Below are 20242 nucleotides of genomic sequence, written 5' to 3' on the forward strand. Positions count from 1 at the left end.
GAGGGCGGGCTCGGCGGGGCCTGGTGCGTGCGATTGCAAGGCGGAGGAGGGAGTCGATGCGGAGCATCGACGACCGACGACAACGCGGCAGGCGTGCGCACCAGGCCCCGCCGAGCAGACGGGACTTTGCGGACACGACCTAGCTCCAGCTGGCGTGCAGCGGCTTGCCCTCGGCGTAGCCGGCGGCGGACTGGATGCCGACCACGGCCTTCTCCTCGAACTCCGCGAGGGAGCCGGCACCGGCGTAGGTGCACGAGGAGCGGACGCCCGCGATGATCGAGTCGATCAGGTCCTCGACGCCCGGGCGGGCCGGGTCGAGGAACATGCGCGAGGTGGAGATGCCCTCCTCGAACAGGCCCTTGCGGGCACGGTCGTAGGCCGACTCCTCGCTCGTGCGGTTCTGCACCGCGCGGGCGGAGGCCATGCCGAAGGACTCCTTGTACAGGCGGCCGTCGGCGGACTGCTGGAGGTCGCCCGGGGACTCGTACGTACCGGCGAACCAGGAACCGATCATGACGTTGGACGCGCCGGCGGCCAGCGCCATCGCCACGTCGCGCGGGTGACGGACGCCGCCGTCGGCCCACACGTGCTTGCCGTACTTCTTCGCCTCGGCCGCGCACTCCAGCACCGCGGAGAACTGCGGGCGGCCCACACCGGTCATCATGCGGGTGGTGCACATGGCGCCGGGGCCCACACCGACCTTGATGATGTCCGCGCCGGCGTCGATGAGGTCCTTGACGCCCTCGGCGGCGACGATGTTGCCCGCGACGATCGGGACCTGCGGGTCCAGGGCGCGGATGGCCTTGATCGCGTTGATCATCGACTCCTGGTGGCCGTGCGCCGTGTCGATGACGAGCGTGTCCACGCCCGCGTCGAGCAGCTGCTTGGCCTTGGCCACGAAGTCGCCGTTGATGCCGACGGCGGCCGCGATGCGCAGCTTGCCGTCCGCGTCGGTGGCCGGGGTGTAGAGCGTCGCGCGCAGCGCGCCCTTGCGGGTGAGGATGCCGACGAGCCTGCCGTCCTTGTCGACGGCCGGGGCCAGCTTGCGGTGGCCGGCGTCGAGCTGGTTGAAGGCCTCGCGGGGGTCCATGTCGGCGTCGATGAGCAGCAGCTCCTTCGACATGACCTCGGAGAGCTGGGTGAAGCGGTCGACACCGGTCAGGTCGTGGTCGGTGACGACGCCGATCGGGCGGCCCTCGGCGTCGACGACGACACCGGCGCCGTGGGCGCGCTTGGGCAGCAGGGACAGGGCGTCCGCGACCGTCTGGCCGGGCGCCAGCGTGATCGGGGTGTCGAGCACGAGGTGGCGGGTCTTCACCCAGGAGATGACGTCGGTGACGACGTCGATCGGGATGTCCTGCGGGATGACGACGATGCCGCCGCGGCGGGCGACGGTCTCGGCCATGCGGCGGCCCGCGATGGCGGTCATGTTGGCCACGACGAGAGGAATGGTGGTGCCGGTGCCGTCGGGCGAGGACAGGTCGACACCCTGACGGGAACCGACCGCGGAGCGGCTCGGCACCATGAACACATCGTCGTACGTCAGGTCGTACGGCGGCTTCAGGTCATTGAGGAAACGCACGTGCTGAACATCCCAGTCGATCGAAGGATCCGTCTACGCCCCGGCAGGACAGCCGAGGAAACGCACGTACTTCATTCTCCCACGACCTGGCGTTCACGCCGTCCGGGCTGATCGTCCAGGACATACCGGGCCGGGTGGTCGTTTCCTACGGGACCTTGGTCTCGGGCGGCCGTGTCCGGCGGTGGACCGGGCCGCGGCGGCGGCGGGCCAGCGGGAGCACCGATCCGCCGTGCCGGACCGCCGTGAGCTCGGCGGCGATGGCCAGGGCCGTCTCCTCCGGGGTGGCGCCGCCGAGGTCGAGGCCGATGGGTGAGCGCAGCCGGGCCAGGGCGGCGTCCGTGACGCCCTGCTCCCTCAGCCGTCTCTCGCGTGCGGCGTGGGTGCGTCGCGATCCCATGGCCCCCACGTAGCCCAGGGGCAGCCGCAGGGCCAGCTCGAGCAGCGGTATGTCGAATTTGACGTCGTGGGTGAGGACGCAGACGGCGGTACGGGAGTCCAGGCGGCCCGCGGCCCATTCCGCGGCCAGGTGCCGGTGCGGCCAGTCGACGATCACCTCGTCGGCCCCGGGGAAGCGGGCCGGGGTCGCGAAGACGGGCCGGGCGTCGCACACGGTGACCCGGTGGCCGAGGAAGGCTCCGATCCGTGCGAGGGCGGCGGCGAAGTCGATGGCGCCGTAGACGAGCAGCCGGGGCGGCTCGGCGGCCGATTCGACGAGCAGGGTCAGCGGCTGCCCGCAGAGCCCGCCGGCGGTGCCGAGCTCTGCGGTGCCGGTGCGCCCGGCCAGCAGCAGGGCCCGTACCTGCCGGGCGGCGGCCCGGTCCAGGTCGGGGCCGCCGGCGAGCCCGCCCTCGTAGGAGCCGTCGGCGTGGACGGCCAGTGCCCGGCCCAGCTGCTGTGCGGGGCCGGAGACCACCCGGGCGAGCGCGGCCCGGGTCCCGCGGGCCGCGGCGTCGAGCACCGAGCCGAGCACGGGCCGGACCGGGTCGGGCCCGCGCACCGGGGTGACCAGGACTTCGAGGACTCCGCCGCAGGTCAGGCCGACGGCGAAGGCGTCGTCGTCGCTGTAGCCGAAGCGGTGCAGGCCGCCTTCGCCGGAGGCGATGGCGTCGAGGCACAGTTCGTGCACGGCGGATTCCACGCAGCCTCCGGAGACGGAGCCGAGCGCGGTGCCCCGGTCGTCGACGGCGAGGGAGGCGCCCGGGCCGCGGGGAGCGCTCCCACTGACCGCGACGACGGTGGCCAGGGCGAACTCGCGCCGTGCGGCGCACCACGCGCGTAGCTCGTCGGCTATGTCGAGCATCAGCGGATGTACTCGCGGCGCACGCCCGGTCCGGGCAGGTGCGGGTGCGGGTGCGCAGGCAGCACGTCGGGGGTCGCCGGGCGGGCTGCGGGGGGTCGGGCCGTCGCGGCGGCCGACCGGGTGGGTCCGGGGTATCCGTCGGGCAGCCGCGGGCGGGCGCCGAGCAGTTTGGCGGCGTGGGCCACGCTGGCGAGGGTGGCGTGGTGGTGCCAGCCGCGGAAGGAGCGGCCCTCGAAGTCCCGGATGCCCACGGGTTCGCAGGTCTCGGTGAAGTCGAGGGAGACACGGTCGGTGAGTTTGGCGAGCAGGAAGAGCTGGGCGAGCGGCCGGTCCCCGATGTTGGTGATCCAGAACTCGGAGGGCAGCAGGGCGGCTTCGGTCCAGGCCCCGACCAGCAGCAGCGGGGTGGGCGGCGCGGGCGCGGGACGGTCCTCGCAGGGGGTGGCGAGGATCGAGGCCGAGGTCAGCAGGGTGACCGCGCCCTCGCCGCGGCCGTGCCGGGTCCACTCGACGACGCGGCGCTGGGAGCGCAGGGAGTCGATGAGTTCGCGGGCGGGGGCGGTGTGCGGCCCGGGTTTGTGGCGGCCGGCACCACCGAAGGAGACGGGCAGCGAACCGTCGACCTTGAAGACGAAGGGGATGTCCTGGAGGGTGAAGGACTCGATGCTCTGCGGGAGATCGCAGTTGGCGACCTCCATCACCACGGGCCGACGCTGGAGTTGCCAGGTGGCGGCCATCCGCTGGACGGCGTGTACGGCGTCCTGGGCGGGGGTGAGGGAGCGTGCGGTGTCGGGGATGCCGGCCCGGCGGCGGCGCAGGAGTTCGCTGGTCCAGGGCCCGGGGAGGGTGAGGGTCCATTCGACCGGGAAGCTGGCTTCGCTGGAGGCGAGCCAGATCCCGCTCGCCTGCTGGCAGTTGGCGGTGCGGCCGAGCTGGGGGACGAACTGCCGGCCGACGCCGACGGAGCGGTCTCCGGCCTTCTCGATGACCATGGGCTGGAGCACCCAGGCCAGGGGGCGCTGTGCGGTGCGTTCGAGGTGCTGGGCGAGGGAGCGGCGGACCGGGGTCCAGTCCCAGGGGGACTTGCTGATGAACTGCTGGAGGCTCTGCTCGACGGAACTGGCCCCTGTTCCGGCGATGTTACGAATTGTTTTCTTCCCGGCGGTCCGCACCAGACCGTTCAGATAAACGCGGGCCCAGTTTCGCTGGTCCCGCCGGGGTAAGGACTCGAAGAGCAGAGAGATCAGGACGTCGATCAATTCGGAGATTTCCCTCGTGGAATCCTCCGGCAGGACTGCGCGAGCCATCTGGGCCTCCCCCGCGACCAGCTAGATCCAATACCCTACTTGACCGTGGAGAACGGCCGTAGGCCCCGGCGGCTACTTCCTGAGGTCGCTGGCAGATTCGAGCCGCTCTTCCTCTACCACGAGGGGGATGGGGATCTGGTTCGCCGCATAGTAGATCGCAATCAGGAAGTGGGCGACAAGTGTGAGCGGTGCGGAGTAGAAGGCCAGCAGGACGGTGAGGGGGTACGCGATGGCACCGAGGCCGAAACGCACGCGGGTGGCTCGTGCACCCTCCTTGTCCACCTGCTCGTGGAAGAGGTGGCCGACCCGGGTGACGTACCACCAGAAGGCCAGGAAGGCCATGGCGTAGGCCACGGTGACCCCGCTGTAGAGGACCGCGGCCGCGTTGGCGGAGCCTCCTTCCTCGACGAGGTGTTCGGCGAGGACATTGGTGGTGTAGGGGACCACCGATACCACCATCAGCACCAGGAGATTCAGGAACAACAAGGGGCGGTCGACCCTCTTGAGGTGACTGAAGATGGTGTGGTGGTTCACCCACATCACACCGATGATGAGGAAACTCACGACGTAGGCGGCGTAATGGGGCCATTGTTCCCGGACTCCGTGCCAGAAGTCCGACCCGGTTTCTTCCGGAACCTTTAATTCCAGAACGAGGATCGTGATGATGACAGCGAATACCCCGTCACTGAATGCCTCGATCCGCCCGGTTTCGCTTTCCATTGCCTCCCCTTTGCCGTTTCTTGCATTGAGCGGCTCGCGCGCACCCGCGGTGCCACACATACGGGGAGGGCGTCCTGGCGCCCTCCCCGCACACGCTACCCAGATTTCGGCCGTCAGCCGCCGAATCCGGCTGTCTGGCGCCAGATTCGGCCATCGCGGACGACGAGCGTCCCGAACGCGTGCTCCGGTTCACCGTTCAGATTCATGATCGCCCGGTAGAAGATGGTGTCTTCGGTCTCGATGTACTCCTGGAGCTCCACGAGCGTGGGCTTCACGGTGAGATAGCCGGTGAACGTCTCGCGAACTGCGTCGATCCCCACCGACACGCCCTCGAAGCGCAGCAGCACCGCGTCGTCGGTGTAGTTCTTCATCACCGCCTCGATGTCCAGGGCGGCCAGCGCCTCCATCTGGCGGACGAACACCGGGTGCAGGGTGGAGATGTCGTACTTGGTCATGTCGACTCCGTTTCAACCGGGAGAGGTGCCCACGACGGGTGCCGTGACAGGGGTTGTCGCAGGTGGGGCGCAGGACTGGGCGCTTCCGGCGAAGGGCAGCCGGACGACCATCCGGGTCTCACCGGGACGCGAGCGGGCGGTGATCGACCCGTGGTGGCGCTGGGTCACGATGCGGTAGCTCAGATGCAGCCCCAGGCCCGTGCCCTTGCCCACGTCCTTGGTGGTGTAGAAGGGTTCGAAGATCCGCGGCAGGGATTCCGCCGGGATGCCGCGGCCGGTGTCGGCGACCTCCACGACCAGGCAGACGCCTTCGGCGCGGGCGCGCAGGGTCAGTACGCCGGCGCCTTCCATGGCCTCGGCCGCGTTGTCGACCAGGTTGGTCCACACCTGATTCAACTCGCTCGGGTAGCCCGTCAGTTCGGACAGTCCGGGCTCGTACTCACGCACGATGCTGATGCCGGCGAGCTTGGCACGCAGGACGACCAGCGTGTTCTCCAGTCCCTCGGTCACCGCGAAGCGCTGTTCGGGCGCCCGGTCGAGGTTGGCGTAATCCCGGGTGGCGGAAACGAGTTGGGAGATCCTGGGGCCGGCGGCCCGGAGCTCCGCGGCGAGCGAGCGGATCTCCAGCAGCGCCGCAAGGTGGTCCAGGGCACGGGCGCGGGCCGGCTCGCCCACGCCCTCCAGCCCCTCCAGCAGCCGGCCCAGGTCCAGTCCGAGGTCCGCGACCCCGGAGGCGAGCAGTCCGGGCCGTTCGGTGCCCGTTCCCTCCGCCCAGTCGGCGATCTCCTCCTCGGCGTCGGCCTGGGCGAACGGGTCGGTGGTCACCGGCGGCGGCAGCGCGTCCAGTTCCCCGGCGAACCGGTCGAGGACCGAGCGCTCCGCGTCCGAGGCGGCCGCCCCCCATGCCTGGGCGGTACGGGTGAGCCGCTCCAGGGCGGGAGCCAGCTCCTGCGCGGCCCGGGCCACGGCCGCCGCCGGATTGTTCAGCTCGTGGGCGAGCCCGGCGGCCAGGGTGCCGAGCGCCTCCACGGTGGCCCGTTTGCGGGCCTGCACCTCGGAGGACTTGATGCGCCAGGCCAGCACGGGGATCAGTACGGCGGCCACTCCGTGGCAGCGGGTCAGCATCTCGAAGAAGACCTGCTTCGGGTAGGCCACGACGGTGGTCGAGGGGCCGCTGGCGGCCGCGGTGGCCACGTAGGAGCCGTCGGTCAGCAGGGGCAGTTCGCCGGTGAACCGGTGGGCGGCGGACGGCTTGCCGTCGTGGTCCTCGGCTGCGGCGCTCTCCTCCTCGGTGGAGTGCCGGGTGAGCACCTCCTCGCGGCCGTCGACGACCTTGGTGACGACCAGCCCGCCGGAGAGCAGGACGTGGAAGGCGGTGGCCTCCTCGCCGTCCCGGAAGAGGACGTCGCCGTCTGCGAGGACCCGCGGCTCCGACACCGAGACCAGCCAGTCCAGCTGCTCCCCGGTGATCCCGGCGAAGATCTCCAGCCCGCGCAGGGCCGGGCGCAGCTCCGGGTCCTTCGTGTCCGCCGTGTTCACGCCGCGCTCCCCTCGGCCCGGGTACGGGCGGCCAGTCGCAGGGTGGCCAGCAGGGCCAGTGCGCACACCCCGGCCACCGCGGCCATGAAGCCGACCGAGGTGCGGTGCAGCCCGTGGATGTTGGCGAGCAGCCCGGCGAGGACCGCCGGCACGCTCATCGCGAGGTACGCGAAAACGTATACGGCGGCGGTCAGTTCACCGCGGTGCGCCGGCTGCGCGAGCATGCTCAGCGCGCGGAAGGAACCGAGGAAGGCCGCTCCCCAGCCGCTCCCCAGGACGGCCGTCGCCACCAGGAACACGGTGGCCGAGCCGAGACCCAGAGCGAGCAGCACCAGACCGAGGCCGGCGAGGAGCCCGAGGAGACCGAGGACGGCGGTGCGCAGCGCCTCGGTGCGCCCGAGCATCAGCTGGGCGACGGTGGCGGCGCCCGCGAGCAGGGCGACCGTGGCCCCGCCGGCCAGGTAGTTGGTGGACTCCAGCAGCGACAGCGCGAGGTGCGGGCCCAGCGAGAGGTAGAAGCCGCCCACCGACCAGACGGCGACGATGGTCAGGACCAGGACGGCGAAGCGGCCCCGGGCGCCCGCCGGTACGTGGATCCGGTGCGGGACCACCCGCAGGCGGCCGCCCGCGCCCGGGGCGCTCTCCCGCATCCGGATCACTCCCACCAGGGTCACGGCGAAGGCCCCGACCAGCAGCAGGTAGCTCAGCACGGTCGGCGCGGGCGCGAACTGGACGAGGAGTCCGGCCCCGATCCCGCCGAGCCCGATGCCGACGGTGGGGCCCGCGCTGTTGACCTGGGCGCCGAGCGCGGGTCTCGATGCGGGGCTGAGTTCCAGCAGGGCCGCGCCCATCGCCCCGGTGGCCAGGCCCACGGCCAGCCCCTGGACGGCGCGGGCGGCGAGCAGCAGCCCGAGCCCCTGGGCCCCGGCGAAGAGTGCCATCGAGACCATCGCCAGGATCAGCGCGCCGCCGAGGACGGGGCGCCGGCCCAGGGTGTCGGAGAGGGAGCCGAACAGCAGGAGCCCGGCCAGCACGGTGACGGCGTACAGGGCGAACACCACCGTGATCGTGCCGGAGGACAGCCCCCACCTCTGCTGGTAGAGCACGTAGAGGGCGGAGGGCACGGAGGAAGAGAGCATCAGCAGGACGAGGACCGCGCCCACCACCCAGAAGCCGGAGCCTCTGGGCGCACTGGCCGGGTGGGCGGCCGGGTGCACGGTCGCCCCCGTGGTCGTCTCGGATGTTTCGGCCACTTGCGCACTCAACTCCCCCGTGATGGGGCCCTTGGTGGGCCCCGTGGTGGGCGGATCAGGCGGCAGCCTGCTCCGCCCTCTGCAAGGCTCGGGCCGTGAGTACGCCCGCGAGGTGACCGAGGTACTCGGCCGAGGTGCCGCGTCCGGGGACGAAGAGCTCCCTGGGTTCGGCGCGGAAGGCGGCGAGCACGGCCTCGGTGCTGTACGGGCCGCCGCGCAGGCGGTCCTCGACCCCGCGCAGCCGCAGCGCGCGGGAGGTGGCCCCGGTGACGGCGATGCGCGGCCCGTCGGGGGTGATCCGTACGGCGGCGGCGCACACCGGGTAGCGGGTGGCGCGGTCGGCGGTCTTCTCGAAGGCCGCCGCCGGGCCTGCGGCCGGTACCAGCAGTGCGGTGAGGACCGTACCGGCGGGGGCGGCGCCGGCCGCCAGCTCCTCGGCCGTCGCGGTGGACCGCCCGCCGGGGCCGGCCAGCTCGACCACGGCGTCGGCGGCCATGGCGGCGACCGGCAGGTCGGTGGCCCGCCCGGCGGCGGCGAGGTTGCCGCCGACGGTGCCGAGGTTGCGGACCTGGGGGTCGCCGTTGGCGCGGGCCGCGGCGGCGAGTTCCGGTGCCCCGGCGAGCACCAGCGGGTCGGTGGCGAGCTCGGCGAGCGTGGTGAGGGCCCCGATCCGCAGCCGGGCGCCGTCGGGCGTGCGCACGGTGCCGCGCAGTTCCGCCAGCCGCCGGATGTCGACCAGCAGCCGGGCCCGGTCGGCTCCCGTGCGCAGGTCGGGCAGCAGGCTCTGGCCGCCGGCCAGGATCCGGGCGCCGCGCGTCCCGGCCAGCAGGGCCAGCGCCTCGTCGAGGCCGACGGGCCGGACGTAGTCGAGATCGGTGAGGATCACCGGGCTTCTCCTCTCAGGCGGCGCCAGACCTTCTCGGGGGTGAGGGGCATGTCGATGTGCTGGACGCCCAGGTCGCAGAGGGCGTCGACGACGGCGTTGACGACGGCCGCGGCGGGCGGGACGGTGGCGATCTCGCCGGCGCCCTTGGCGCCGAGCGGGTTGTGCGGGCTGGGCGTGACGGTCTTGTCGAGCGTGAAGAACGGCACGTCGGCGGCGCGCGGCAGGGCGTACGTGGTCAGGTCGGAGCTGATGAGCAGGCCCTGTTCGTCGTAGACGGCGGCCTCCATGAGGGCCTGGCCGAGGCCGTGGGTGATGCTGCCCTCGATCTGGCCGAGGACGATCTTGGGGTTGCCGATGTGGCCGGCGTCGTCGACGGCGGTGTAGGACACCACCTCGGTCTCGCCGGTGAGTTCGTCGATCTCGACGACCGCGACGTGCGTCCCGAAGGGGTAGTTGAAGTCCGGCGGGTCGAAGTGGGTGGTCTCGTCGAGGGCCGGCTCGATCTCCGCGGGCAGCCCCCAGCCGTACCACATGGACATGGCAAGCTCGGCGAAGGTCCTGCCGTTCTCCTCGTTGCCCTCTTCGTGGACCCGACCGCCCTCGTAGACGACCCTGTCCTCGGGGATCCCCAGGAAGACGGCGCCGGCCCGGATCAGTTTGCTCTTGATCTTCCGGGCGGTGAGGGCGACGGCGGGCGCGGCCATGCTGTAGGAGCGGGAGCCGTAGGTGCCCTGTCCGTACGGAGCCTTCTGCGTGTCGCCCTCCAGGACCTGGACGGTGTCCGGGTCGATGCCGAGCTCGTCGGCGGCGACCTGGGCGAAGACGGTGCCGTGGCTCTGGCCGGTGGAGGCGGAGCCCACGGTGACGGTGACCTCGCCGGTCGGGTGGACGCGGATGTTGGCGCTCTCCCAGGTCCCGCCGAGCATGCCCTCCTGGGACATCCGGGTGGAGGGGCCGACCCCGCAGATCGCGACGTAGGTGGCGAGGCCGACGCCCAGGCGTTTGCCGCGGGTGCGGGCCTCGGCCTTGCGGGCGGACATGTCGGCGTAGCCCGACAGCTCGATCGCCCGGTCGAAGTTGAGCCGGTAGTTCCCGGAGTCGTAGGTCCAGCCGAGGCCGTTGTCGTACGGGAACTTCTCCTTCGGCACCAGGTTCCTGCGGCGGACCGCCGCCGGGTCCATGCCGATCTCGGAGGCGTACCGGTCGACCAGGCGCTCCATGAGGAACGCGGCCTCGGCGCGTCCGCTGCCGCGCTGGGCACCGAGGGAGACGGTGTTGGTGAAGGCGGCGTACACCTCGCAGAAGGCGGCGTCGATGTCGTACATGCCGCTGATGGAGCGGCCCATCAGGGCGGTGGCGACACCGGGGCCGATCGTGGACGGGTACGCGCCGAGGTTGGCGTAGCTGGTGCAGCGCACGGCGGTGATGCGCCCGTCGCGGGTGCCGGCGAGGGTGACGTGCTGGCGGTGGTCGCGGCCCTGGACGGTGGAGTTCATCAGCCCGGTGCGGGTGTCCACCCACTTCACGGGACGGCCGAGGGCCTTGGAGAGCAGCAGCACCAGGGGCATGTCGGGGTACAGGTATCCCTTGGTTCCGAAGCTGCCGCCGACGGTCGGGGCGATCACCCGGAGCTTGTTGAAGGGGATGCCGAGGACCAGCGCGGAGAGCAGGAAGCGGTGGTTGTGCGGGCCCTGGGTGGAGGCGTAGAGGGTGTACTCGCCGGTGGCGGCGTTGTAGTCGCCGACCGCGCCGCGCGGCTCGATGGGGCTGTTGATGGTGCGCTGGTTGACCAGGTCGAGCTCGACGGTGACCTCGGCCGCGGCGATGGCCGCGTCGGTACGGTCCTTGTCGCCGCAGGTCCAGTACGCATTCAGGTTGCCCGGGACGGCTTCGTGCAGCTGCGGCGCCCCCTCGGCGAGCGCCTCGTCGGCACGGGTGACCACGGGCAGCGGCTCGTACTCGACGGCGATGGCGGCCAGGGCTGCGGCGGCCTGGCGCGGGGTCTCGGCGACGACGACGGCGACGGGGTCGCCGACGTGGCGGACGGTGTCGCCGGTGAGGACCGGGCGGGCGCCCGGAAGTCCGTAGGGGTGGGGCGGGAAGTGGCTCTCCACGCCGCCGGGGATCCAGATGCAGGGCAGCGGCATGACGTCCGTGAAGTCGGCGGCGGTGGCCACCTTGAGCACGCCGGGCAGTTGCTCGGCGGCCTTGGTCCCGATGGAGAGGATCTTCGCGTGCGCCACCGGGCTGCCCAGGATGGCCATGTGGGCGGTGCCCGGCAGGTCGATGTCCGCCACGTACGTGGCCTCGCCGCGCAGCAGCTGCGGATCCTCACGGCTGTCCAGCGGCTGCCCGAGCACACCGTTCGCCCCGGCGGGGGCCTCCCCCGTCACTGCGGTCATCTCCCTCACCCCTCCTGTCCGGCGGTGGTGGATGCGGCGGCGGCCGCGGGCGCCTCGGCGCGGGCGGTCGCGCAGGCGCGCTGCACGCCCCGTACGACGCTGTGGTAGCCGGTGCAGCGGCACAGGTTGCCGGTGAGCCACTCGCGGATCTCGGGCTCGGTGGGTGCCTCGCCGCCCGCGGTGGAGTCGACGAGTTCGCCGAGTGCCATGACCATGCCGGGGGTGCAGAAGCCGCACTGGGTGCCGTGTTCCTGGCGCAGTGCCTCCTGGAGGCCGGACAGTTCACCGCCGCGGGTGGTCTCGCCCTCGATCGTGGCCACCTCGCTGCCGGCGGCCGAGGCGGTGAGGACCAGGCAGCTCTTGACGGACCTTCCGTCGAGCCGGACGACGCAGGAGCCGCACTGGCCGGTGTCGCAGCCGATCTTGGTGCCGGTCAGCCCGAGGCCGTCGCGGAGCCGTTCCACAAGCAGCTCGTTCGGCTGCGCCGAGAATTGCTCGGGTCTTCCGTTCACGTTCAGTGTGATATCCATGCCAGCGCCTGCGCTTCCGTGAGCGGCCGGTTGAAGAGGGGCCCGCCGGGCTGTTGGAGAATTCCTCCGGAGTGCAACGGGCCGGTGTCCACGGGCACGAATCCCAGATCCGTGATGATTCCCGCGACGATTTCCTTCGCTTTCGCGTCGTCCCCCGCGGTGAAATGCGCCAGGCGCTCTCCGGGAGCAGTGCCGGCGACGGCGAGGGTTTCGAAATGCATGGTGTTCAGGGATTTCACGACCTGTGCGCCGGGATACCACTCGGCGACCAGATCGCTGGAGCCCCGCCCGCCGAGGTCGGCGGGTGCGCCGGGGCCGCCGAACGCGTTCGTGGCGTCCACGAGCACCTTGTCCTGTACGGCGTGCGGCGGGAGCAGTCCGCGGACGCTCTCGAAGGGCACCATCAGCACCAGGAGTTCGGCCCGGGCGGCGGCTTCGGCGGGGTGCGCCGCCGAGGCCGCCGGTCCCAGCCCGGCCACGATCGGGCCGAGGCTCTGCGGGCCCCGGGCGTTCGCGAGGACGACCCGATGGCCTGCCGCCACGAGGATCCTGGCCAGGGTCGAGCCGATGCGCCCGGTGCCGATGATGCCTGTCCGCATTGACGCTCCTCGGGGAAGGGGCCCGGTCGGCCCGGTGGTCGCCTCAGTCCATGCCGATCCAGACCGACTTGGTCTGGGTGTAGCTCTCCAGCGACTCGGGGCCGCATTCGCGCCCGTAGCCGGAGGCCTTGTAGCCGCCGTAGGGCACGGCGGGGTCGTACTGGTTGTAGCAATTGACCCAGACCGTGCCGGCCTTGATCTGCGAGGCGACCCGGTGGGCCCGCCGCAGGTCCTTGGTGTGGACACCGGCGGCGAGGCCGTACGCGCTGTCGTTGGCGATGCGCACGGCGTCCTCCTCGGTGTCGAAGGGGATGATCGACAGGACCGGGCCGAAGATCTCCTCCTGGGCGATCCGCATGCCGTTGTCGACGCCGGTGAAGATCGTCGGCAGGAAGTACAGGCCCTGGCTGGAGGCGCCCTCTGGGGTCCATCCGCTGCCGCCGGTGCGCAGGATCGCGCCTTCCTTCTCGCCGACCTCGATGTACGAGCTGACCTTGTCGAACTGTCCGCGGTGGGCGAGCGGTCCGAAGAGGGTGGCCGGGTCGCGCGGGTCCCCGGGCTTGAGGTCGGCGGCCCGGCGGACCAGGCGTTCGACCATCTCGTCGTGGACGGGGCGCTGCAGCAGCAGCCGGGAGCCGGCGGTGCAGATCTCACCCTTGTTGTAGTAGATGCCGAAGAAGGCGAGTTCCTCGGCGGCGTCGAGGTCGGCGTCGGCGAAGACGATGTTGGCGGACTTGCCGCCGAGCTCCATCGTCACCTTCTTCAGGGTGCCGGCCGCCTTGCGGATGATCGTCTGGCCGACCGAGGTGGATCCGGTGAAGGCGATCTTGTCGATGTCGGGGTGGCCGGTGAGGGTCTCGCCCAGTTCCACGCCGGGACCGGTGATGACGTTCAGCACCCCGTCGGGGATCTCCGCCTCCTGGAAGAGCTCGGCGATCTTCAGGGCGGTCAGCGGGGTGGCCGGGGAGGGCTTGTGGACGACCGTGTTGCCCGCTGCGAGCGCCGGTGCGATCTTCGTCATCGACAGCAGCAGCGGGAAGTTGAACGGGGTGATGGCGCAGACGACGCCCAGCGGTTCGCGCAGGGTGTAGGCGAGCTGGCCGCCGGCCGGGGCGCGCGAGGAGCCGTCGACGCGGGTCACGGCCCCGGCGTAGTAGTGCATGAGCTGGGCGGCCATGGGGGCGTCGACCGTGCTGGAGAACGCGAACGGCTTGCCCATGTCCACGGTCTCCAGCAGGGCGATCTCCTCCAGGTCGCGCTCGATGAGCACGCCGACCCGGTTCAGTCGCAGCGCGCGCTCCTGGGCGGAGAGTCTGCTCCAGGGGCCTTCCTCGTACGCCTTGCGGGCGGCGGCGACGGCCGCGTCCGCGTCGGCGGCGGTGGCCTGGGCCACCGGCACGATCTCCTGCCCGTCCACGGGGCTGATGTCCGGTTCGGTACGGCCGTCCCGGGCCGCAACCCATGCGCCGCCGATGAACAGTTTCCCGGGGTTGGCGAGGGGCTGGCCGCTCAGCTCACGCTTGGTCATGGCTGCCTTCCGGTTTCGGGTGCGGGGGGGTTACTGGAGCTGCCGCAAGAAGGTCTCGGCGAGGGCCTTGGAGGAGTAGGGGTTCTGGCCGGTCGTCAGCCTGCGGTCCACGACCACGTGCGAGTCCCAGATCGCTTCGGCCTTCTCGTAGCGGGCGCCGAGCCGGGTCAGTTCGACCTCCAGGATCAGCGGGAGCCGGCCGGCCATGTTGGTGACCAGTTCCTCGCTGTGCGAGAAGGCCGTCATCCGGTAGCCCTCGAAGGGCCAGCGGCCTTCGCCGTCGCGCAGGGCGAGCAGCGAGGTGTGGCCGTGGCAGACGGTGGCGAGCGGCTTGTCCTGGGCGATGACCCAGCGCAGGATCTGGGCGAGTTCGTCGGACTTGGGGAGGTCGCCGATGGCGCCGTGGCCGCCGCTGACGTACACGCCGTCGTAGTCCGCGATGTCCTTCTCGGTGAGGTTCTCCAGTGCGAGGGGGGCTCTCAGCTGGGGGGTGTTCCCGATGACCCGGACGTATTCGGAGGCGTTGGCCTCGTCCTCGTCGGGCGAGCCCTGGGGTCGGACCCACTGGAGGAACTGGGGGTCGATGCTCGTGGCGTCGACCGTCGGCGCCCTGCCCCCGATCGTCGCCACGTCCACGTCGTGGCCGGCCGCCCTGAAGAGCGAGAAGGGCACGACGAATTCCTCGGCCCAGAATCCCGAGGGGTGCTGTTCACCATCGAGCAGATGCAGTGTGGCTTTGGCCGTCATGACAACGAGAATCTTCATGATTCTCTCCTTGTTCTGGATTCGCTGCCGATTCAACACGCCACCCGCAGGGGGCGTAAGGGGGATGGCGTCAGGCCCGCGATACTTCGTCACGTGCGTCCAACGCCGAGATGATGGTGCGGAATTCACCGACCAGGGGGTGGTCGGGATGCGCTTCGGCAAATATGCGTTCCCCGTACAGGGCCGCCATTTCCGGCGAGTACGGAAGGATTCCGGCCAGCGGTGCCCCGTAGACCGCCTCGGAGCGCCGCCGGGCCGCTTCCCGGTCGATGCCCTCGGGGGCCATGCTCAGAACCAGGGTCCGGCGGCAGGTCAGGCGCCCGGCGAGGGCGATGGTCTCCTCGACCCCGGAGAGGTCGATCCGGTCGGCCCGGGCCATGATCATCAGTACGTCGGCGCTCGCCATGGCGGTCACCGACTCGTTGTTGAGCCCGGCGTGGGTGTCGAGCAGCAGGACGTCCAGGGCGAAGTGCGCGGCCAGCCGGTCGAAGCCCTCCGGCAGCAGTCCCACGTCGTAGCCGCCCGCCATGATCTCGCGCAGGGCGGCCGTCCCGGTCCGCGCCGGTACGACGTACAGCCCGGGTACGGCGGCCTGTTGGGCGGTGGCCTCGATCTCGCAGCGGCCGAGCAGGTAGTCGGTCAGGGATGCGCCGGGTCCCAGGCGGAACAGCAGGTCCAGGGTGGGTGACTGGATATCGGTGTCGACCACCCCCACCCGGCGTCCCCCGGCCGCGATGAGCAGCGCGAGGTTCGCCAGTACCGAGGACTTGCCCGTCCCACCGCGGTGCGAGTGCACGACGACGGTCCGGGTCATCTAGGCCACCGGGTGCCGGCGCCGTCCGCGCGCGGCCCCCGCGCCGCACGTGGCCGGTGCAGGGCCAGCATGGTGACGTCGTCGTGCTGTTCGGCGGTGCCGGTGTGCTCGCGCACCGCCAGGTCCATCAGGTCGACCACGTCCTTGCCGCTCTCCGGTGGACCGGCGAGCAGTTCCAGCATCCGGTCGTCGCCGAGGAAGCTGCCGTTCGGGCAGCGTGCCTCGGGGACGCCGTCGGTGAACACGAACAGGGTGTCGCCCGGGTCGAGCTGGGCGTAGCCGAGGGTGTAGACGCAGTCGGGCAGGACGCCGACGGCGGGTCCGGTGATGTCGAGTGCGACGGGCGGGCTGCCGTCGGCGGGCAGCAGCAGGGGCGGGTTGTGGCCGCCGTTGATGTAGACGAGGCTGCCGGTGAGCGGGTCGAGCACCCCGAAGAACAGGGTGGCGAAGTAGCCCTGCCGCAGGTGGTTGCGGGTGAGGTAGCCGTTGGTGGCGGTGACCGCGTTGAGCAGCGGGGTGGCGCCGACGACCGGGATCCGCCGGCTGCCTCCGGCGCGGCCGGCGGCGACCAGGTGCTGCAGGCCGCTGTTCTGCGCGGTGTGCCGCAGCAGGGAGCGGATGAGCGCCATGAACAGCGCTGCTCCGACCCCCTTGTCGCAGACGTCGGCGACGACGAAGGCGAGCCGTCGGCCGCGGGAGATCTCGAAGACGTCGTAGAAGTCCCCGGCGACCTGCCGGGCGGGCCGGAACCGCACGTCGATCTCCCAGCCGTCGGGGACGGGCATCGATTCGGGCAGGAAGCCCGCCTGGATCTCCCGGCCGATCTCCAGCTCCTTCTCGTAACCCATGAGTTCGGCGCGGGCATCGGCCTCCCGCAAGGTGCGGCCGAGTCCGGCGCGCTCAGAGCAGCTGTGCAGCCGGGCCCCGACGAGGGCGGGCAGGAAGGGGGGTACGAGGTAGTCGTGCCCGATCCGGACGTGCTCCTCCAGGGCGGCGAACTCCGTCACGGTCCAGACGACCACGATGGGGGCCCCCGCCCAGCGGCGCAGCCGGCGCACGGCCGTCCGTACCGCCTCCCCGTCGGACTCGGCGGGGGCGAGCAGCACGTCCGCGACGGGCAGCAGTTCCAGCGGGCCGCCCTGCAGCTCGGTCAGGGTGCGGGTGACGAGCGCGGCGTCCATCGTCCGCAGCGCGTCGAGCAGCTCGGCCGGCGGGGGCGGGTACGCGTCGAGGATGATCACGGTCGTGGAGGGCATCGGTCCGTCCCCTCAGCCTTCACGGTCAGCGTGCTGATGTTGAGGCCGTCCCTGTGCGCGTAGCCGAACCCGTCCACGCTGGTCAGCGCCAGGTGGATGCCGAGGCCGCCGATCCTGCGGTTCTCCGGGGGGACCCCGGGGGCGGGGGGCAGGCGGCCTGCGACGGGGTCGAAGGGGGGTGCGGAGTCCTCGATGACGATCTGCACCCCGCCCGGGCCGGAGCGGCCGCGGACGGTGATCCGTCCGTCGCCGCCCCGGTACCCGTGCATCACGACGTTCGTGGCCAGTTCGTCCACGGCCAGCCGGAGCCGGTAGGTGGCGCCCTTGTCCAGGCCCGCCGCCCCGGCCAGCCGCAGGACGAACGCGGCGATGTCGCCCAGTGCCCCCACCGTTGCGGGCACTTCCAGCACGCGGGACTTCCTCGCCAGTTCGACCATGTCGGTCACGGTGGTCACTCGTCGGAGAGGACGATGCTCCGGTCGAGTCCCGCGGTCCGGATGGTCCGGGACACGGGCTCGATGGCACCGACCACCTTGATGGTGACGTCGTTCGCCACCTTCTGCTGGGCGAAGACCAGGGAGCGCAGTCCGGCGCTCGCCATGTAGCCGACGCCGGCCATCCTGATCTCGACGGTGCGGGTGCCGTGGCCCGCTGCCTTTTCGATGGTCCGGTGGAAGTCCGGCGCGGTCTTGGCGTCCAGCTCGCCCGTCAGTTCGATCACGGTGGTGTCGCCCTCGATGCTCAGGGACACGGAAAGCGGCATGTCAGGTCTCCTTCGGTCAGGGCGCGTCGAGGTGGTCGCGCTCGTTGGTGCGGCCCACCAGGATCACGACCGAGCGCGGGCCGATCAGGTACTTCCCGGCGTTGTCCAGTTCCTGCTCGGACCCGGGGGTGCGGATGTCGTACGGTGCCTCGGCCCCGGTGTCGGCGAACAGGTGCCAGCTCCGCCCGCCCGGCAGGGCGGGCAGTTCCAGGTCGTGCGGCTCCCAGTGCGCATTCATGGCCACGTACACCACGTCGTCGTCCCCGGTGCCGCAGCGGGCGACCGCGAGCAGCCGGCTCTCGTCCGACCAGTCGGGCTGCCAGGCCCGCTCCCCGTGCCAGCTGATGTCCGGCAGGCCCAGGTTCCGGCGGACCTGGCCGGTGGGGTGGGCGGTGGAGCGCAGCTCGCGGTGGTGCCCCCGGAAGGCGATCATCTCCCGGGTGAACCGGAGCAGTTCGGCGTTGTCGTCGACCTGGTCCCAGTCGAACCAGGAGAGCTCGTTGTCCTGGCAGTAGGTGTTGTTGTTGCCCTGCTGGGTGCGTGCGACCTCGTCCCCGGCCAGCAGCATCGGGATGCCCTGGCTGGTGAAGAGGATGGCGAGGGCGTTCTTCATCTGCCGGGTGCGTAGCGCGTTGATCTGCGGGTCGTCGGTGGGTCCCTCGGCGCCGCAGTTCCAGCTGTTGTTGTCGTTGGCGCCGTCGTTGTTGTTCTCGCCGTTGGCGTCGTTGTGCTTGTCGTTGTAGGAGACCAGGTCAGCGAGGGTGAACCCGTCGTGCGCGGTCAGGAAGTTGACCGAGGCCGCGGTGCCGCGGGTGGCGTACAGGTCGGGCGAGCCGGCGATCCGGGTGGCCAGCTCGCCGGTGACGCCGGGGTCGCCCTTGAGGAAGCGGCGCACGGTGTCGCGGTACTTCCCGTTCCATTCGGCCCAGCGGCCGTACGCCGGGAAGTTGCCGACCTCGTAGAGGCCGCCGGCGTCCCAGGCCTCGGCGATGAGCTTGGTGTGCCGCAGGACGGGGTCGTAGGCGAGCAGCTCCAGCAGCGGCGGGTTGGGCAGCGGGGTGCCGTCCAGGGCCCGGCCGAGGATGGCCGCGAGGTCGAAGCGGAAGCCGTCGATGTGGTAGTCGGCGACCCAGTGGCGCAGGCAGTCGAGCACGTAGTTGCGCACGACGGGGTGGTTGCAGTTGACGGTGTTGCCGGTGCCGCTGAAGTTGAAGTAGTACCCCTCGGGCGTGAGCATGTAGTACGTGGCGTTGTCGAGCCCCTTGAAGGAGATCGTCGGGCCCTGCTCGTTGCCCTCGGCGGTGTGGTTGAAGACGACGTCGAGGATGACCTCGATGCCGGCCGCGTGCAGGTCCTTGATCAGGGTGCGGAACTCGTCGCCCTGCATTCCGTAGCGTCCGGTGGCCGCGTAGCCGGCCTTGGGCGCGAAGAACGAGACCGTGTTGTAGCCCCAGTAGTCGAAGAGCCGCTCACCGGTCTCCGGGTTGGAGCGCGGGTTGTCGCTCTCGTCGAACTCGAACACGGGGAGCAGTTCGATGCAGTTGACCCCGAGCTCCTTCAGGTACGGGATCTTCTCGCGCAGCCCGGCGAACGTGCCGGGCGCGGTGACCTGCGAGTTGGGGTGCCGGGTGAAGCCGCGCACGTGGGTCTCGTACACGACGAGGTCCTCGGCGGGGATGCCCAGCGGGGTGTCGTCGCCCCAGTCGAAGTCCTGGAGGCAGACTCGGGAGCGGTACTGGTAGCCGCGGCTGCGGTCCGGCTCCACGCCCCACACGTCACGGCCGGCGATCAGCCGGGCGTACGGGTCGGAGAGCACCTGCCGGGCGTCGAAGCGGTGGCCGGTGACCGGGTCGTAGGGGCCGTCGGCGCGGTACCCGTACTCGATGTTCTCGTGGTCGAGGCCGAAGACGGTCATGGCGAACACGCTGCCGGTGCGGAATTCCTCGGGGAACTCCAGTTCGGCCATCGGCTCGGGCTCTCCGCGCCTGAAGATGACCAGGGTCATGCTGGTCGCCTGGTCGGAGAAGACGGAGAAGCTGACCCCGCCGGGGACCACGTTGGCCCCGAAGGGGAACGGTTTGCCGGCGCGGACGCGGTACCCGCCCACCTCGTGGGTCGGGTACGCGTCGACGCGCAGCACCTGCTCGGACCGGGTCTCGGTCATCGCGCGGCCCTGGCCCTGGCCTTGGCCGCCGCCGCGACGGCCTCGCCGGTCTCGAAGAAGTCGAGGAAGCCGGTGGCCGACATGACGAACCGGACTTCCTCGCTCACCCCGTAGAGGGTGACGGCGACGCCGGCGTGCTGCGCCTCGCGGTAGACGACGAGCAGGGTGCGCAGGCCCGCGCTGGAGACGTAGGTGACCGCCGTGAGGTCGATCCGCAGCGGCTTGCCCTCGCGGACCAGCGGCAGCAGGGCCTGGAGCAGCGCTCCGGATGTCTCGCTGTTGATCTCACCGGTGGCGACGAGCACGGTGCCCGTCTTGTTCCGGCGTTCCTTGACGTTGAGAGTCATTGCGTTCCCCTCTGGTTGGGGCGCCCCCCGTT

At 71.2% G+C, this 20242-nt stretch carries 19 protein-coding genes; all 19 read right to left on the reverse strand.

Going from position 1 to position 20242, the window contains the following annotated elements; translation table 11 throughout:
• Window positions 1-139: 139 nt before the first annotated feature.
• Window positions 140-1582, reverse strand: coding sequence for a GuaB1 family IMP dehydrogenase-related protein (locus tag ACWGE1_RS16270; protein ID WP_453421158.1), 1443 nt, complete (start codon window positions 1580-1582; stop codon window positions 140-142).
• Window positions 1583-1727: 145 nt separating this feature from the next.
• Entirely contained in the window at window positions 1728-2882 is a 1155-nt protein-coding gene (locus ACWGE1_RS16275; RefSeq protein ID WP_453421159.1) for an XdhC family protein, read from the reverse strand.
• Complete coding sequence (locus ACWGE1_RS16280) at window positions 2882-4189, reverse strand: IS701 family transposase (protein ID WP_453421160.1); 1308 nt, start codon at window positions 4187-4189, stop codon at window positions 2882-2884. The genes ACWGE1_RS16275 and ACWGE1_RS16280 overlap by 1 nt, the downstream gene beginning before the upstream one ends.
• A 72-nt stretch (window positions 4190-4261) precedes the next feature.
• Complete coding sequence (locus ACWGE1_RS16285; protein WP_453421161.1) at window positions 4262-4909, reverse strand: TMEM175 family protein; 648 nt, start codon at window positions 4907-4909, stop codon at window positions 4262-4264.
• Between the two features lie 113 nt (window positions 4910-5022).
• Complete coding sequence (locus tag ACWGE1_RS16290) at window positions 5023-5364, reverse strand: nuclear transport factor 2 family protein (RefSeq protein ID WP_453421162.1); 342 nt, start codon at window positions 5362-5364, stop codon at window positions 5023-5025.
• 12 nt (window positions 5365-5376) lie between these two features.
• Window positions 5377-6903 (reverse strand): ATP-binding protein, encoded by a 1527-nt coding sequence (locus tag ACWGE1_RS16295; protein ID WP_453421163.1) that lies wholly within the window; start codon window positions 6901-6903, stop codon window positions 5377-5379.
• Window positions 6900-8156, reverse strand: a complete 1257-nt coding sequence (locus tag ACWGE1_RS16300) for an MFS transporter (RefSeq protein ID WP_453421164.1) — start codon at window positions 8154-8156, stop codon at window positions 6900-6902. The genes ACWGE1_RS16295 and ACWGE1_RS16300 overlap by 4 nt, the downstream gene beginning before the upstream one ends.
• Before the next feature lie 55 nt (window positions 8157-8211).
• Entirely contained in the window at window positions 8212-9042 is an 831-nt protein-coding gene (locus ACWGE1_RS16305) for an FAD binding domain-containing protein (RefSeq protein ID WP_453421165.1), read from the reverse strand.
• Complete coding sequence (locus tag ACWGE1_RS16310; RefSeq protein WP_453421166.1) at window positions 9039-11444, reverse strand: xanthine dehydrogenase family protein molybdopterin-binding subunit; 2406 nt, start codon at window positions 11442-11444, stop codon at window positions 9039-9041. Before ACWGE1_RS16310 ends, ACWGE1_RS16305 begins: the two co-directional genes overlap by 4 nt.
• A gap of 5 nt (window positions 11445-11449) precedes the next feature.
• Window positions 11450-11956 carry a (2Fe-2S)-binding protein gene (locus tag ACWGE1_RS16315; protein WP_453421167.1) on the reverse strand — a complete coding sequence of 169 codons (507 nt, stop codon included), beginning with the start codon at window positions 11954-11956 and terminating at the stop codon, window positions 11450-11452.
• A gap of 2 nt (window positions 11957-11958) precedes the next feature.
• Window positions 11959-12573 carry an NADPH-dependent F420 reductase gene (locus ACWGE1_RS16320; protein WP_453421168.1) on the reverse strand — a complete coding sequence of 205 codons (615 nt, stop codon included), beginning with the start codon at window positions 12571-12573 and terminating at the stop codon, window positions 11959-11961.
• A 43-nt stretch (window positions 12574-12616) separates the two neighbouring features.
• Window positions 12617-14101, reverse strand: a complete 1485-nt coding sequence (locus ACWGE1_RS16325) for an aldehyde dehydrogenase family protein (protein ID WP_453421169.1) — start codon at window positions 14099-14101, stop codon at window positions 12617-12619.
• A 30-nt stretch (window positions 14102-14131) separates the two neighbouring features.
• Window positions 14132-14866 (reverse strand): type 1 glutamine amidotransferase domain-containing protein, encoded by a 735-nt coding sequence (locus ACWGE1_RS16330; protein WP_453421170.1) that lies wholly within the window; start codon window positions 14864-14866, stop codon window positions 14132-14134.
• Window positions 14867-14936: 70 nt separating this feature from the next.
• Window positions 14937-15680: an AAA family ATPase gene (locus ACWGE1_RS16335; RefSeq protein ID WP_453421171.1), complete on the reverse strand. Its 744-nt coding sequence runs from the start codon at window positions 15678-15680 to the stop codon at window positions 14937-14939.
• Entirely contained in the window at window positions 15677-16936 is a 1260-nt protein-coding gene (locus ACWGE1_RS16340) for a PP2C family protein-serine/threonine phosphatase (RefSeq protein ID WP_453421172.1), read from the reverse strand. The genes ACWGE1_RS16335 and ACWGE1_RS16340 overlap by 4 nt, the downstream gene beginning before the upstream one ends.
• Window positions 16918-17391: an ATP-binding protein gene (locus ACWGE1_RS16345; protein ID WP_453421173.1), complete on the reverse strand. Its 474-nt coding sequence runs from the start codon at window positions 17389-17391 to the stop codon at window positions 16918-16920. Before ACWGE1_RS16345 ends, ACWGE1_RS16340 begins: the two co-directional genes overlap by 19 nt.
• The gene (locus ACWGE1_RS16350; RefSeq protein ID WP_453421174.1) at window positions 17388-17699 is read right to left on the reverse strand and encodes an STAS domain-containing protein; all 312 of its coding nucleotides are present in this window, start codon (window positions 17697-17699) and stop codon (window positions 17388-17390) included. Before ACWGE1_RS16350 ends, ACWGE1_RS16345 begins: the two co-directional genes overlap by 4 nt.
• Window positions 17700-17715: 16 nt before the next feature.
• Window positions 17716-19863 (reverse strand): glycogen debranching protein GlgX, encoded by a 2148-nt coding sequence (glgX, locus tag ACWGE1_RS16355; protein WP_453421175.1) that lies wholly within the window; start codon window positions 19861-19863, stop codon window positions 17716-17718.
• Window positions 19860-20210 (reverse strand): STAS domain-containing protein, encoded by a 351-nt coding sequence (locus ACWGE1_RS16360; protein WP_453421176.1) that lies wholly within the window; start codon window positions 20208-20210, stop codon window positions 19860-19862. Before ACWGE1_RS16360 ends, glgX begins: the two co-directional genes overlap by 4 nt.
• Window positions 20211-20242 lie beyond the last annotated feature (32 nt).

Source organism: Streptomyces sp. NPDC054932 (assembly GCF_053610205.1).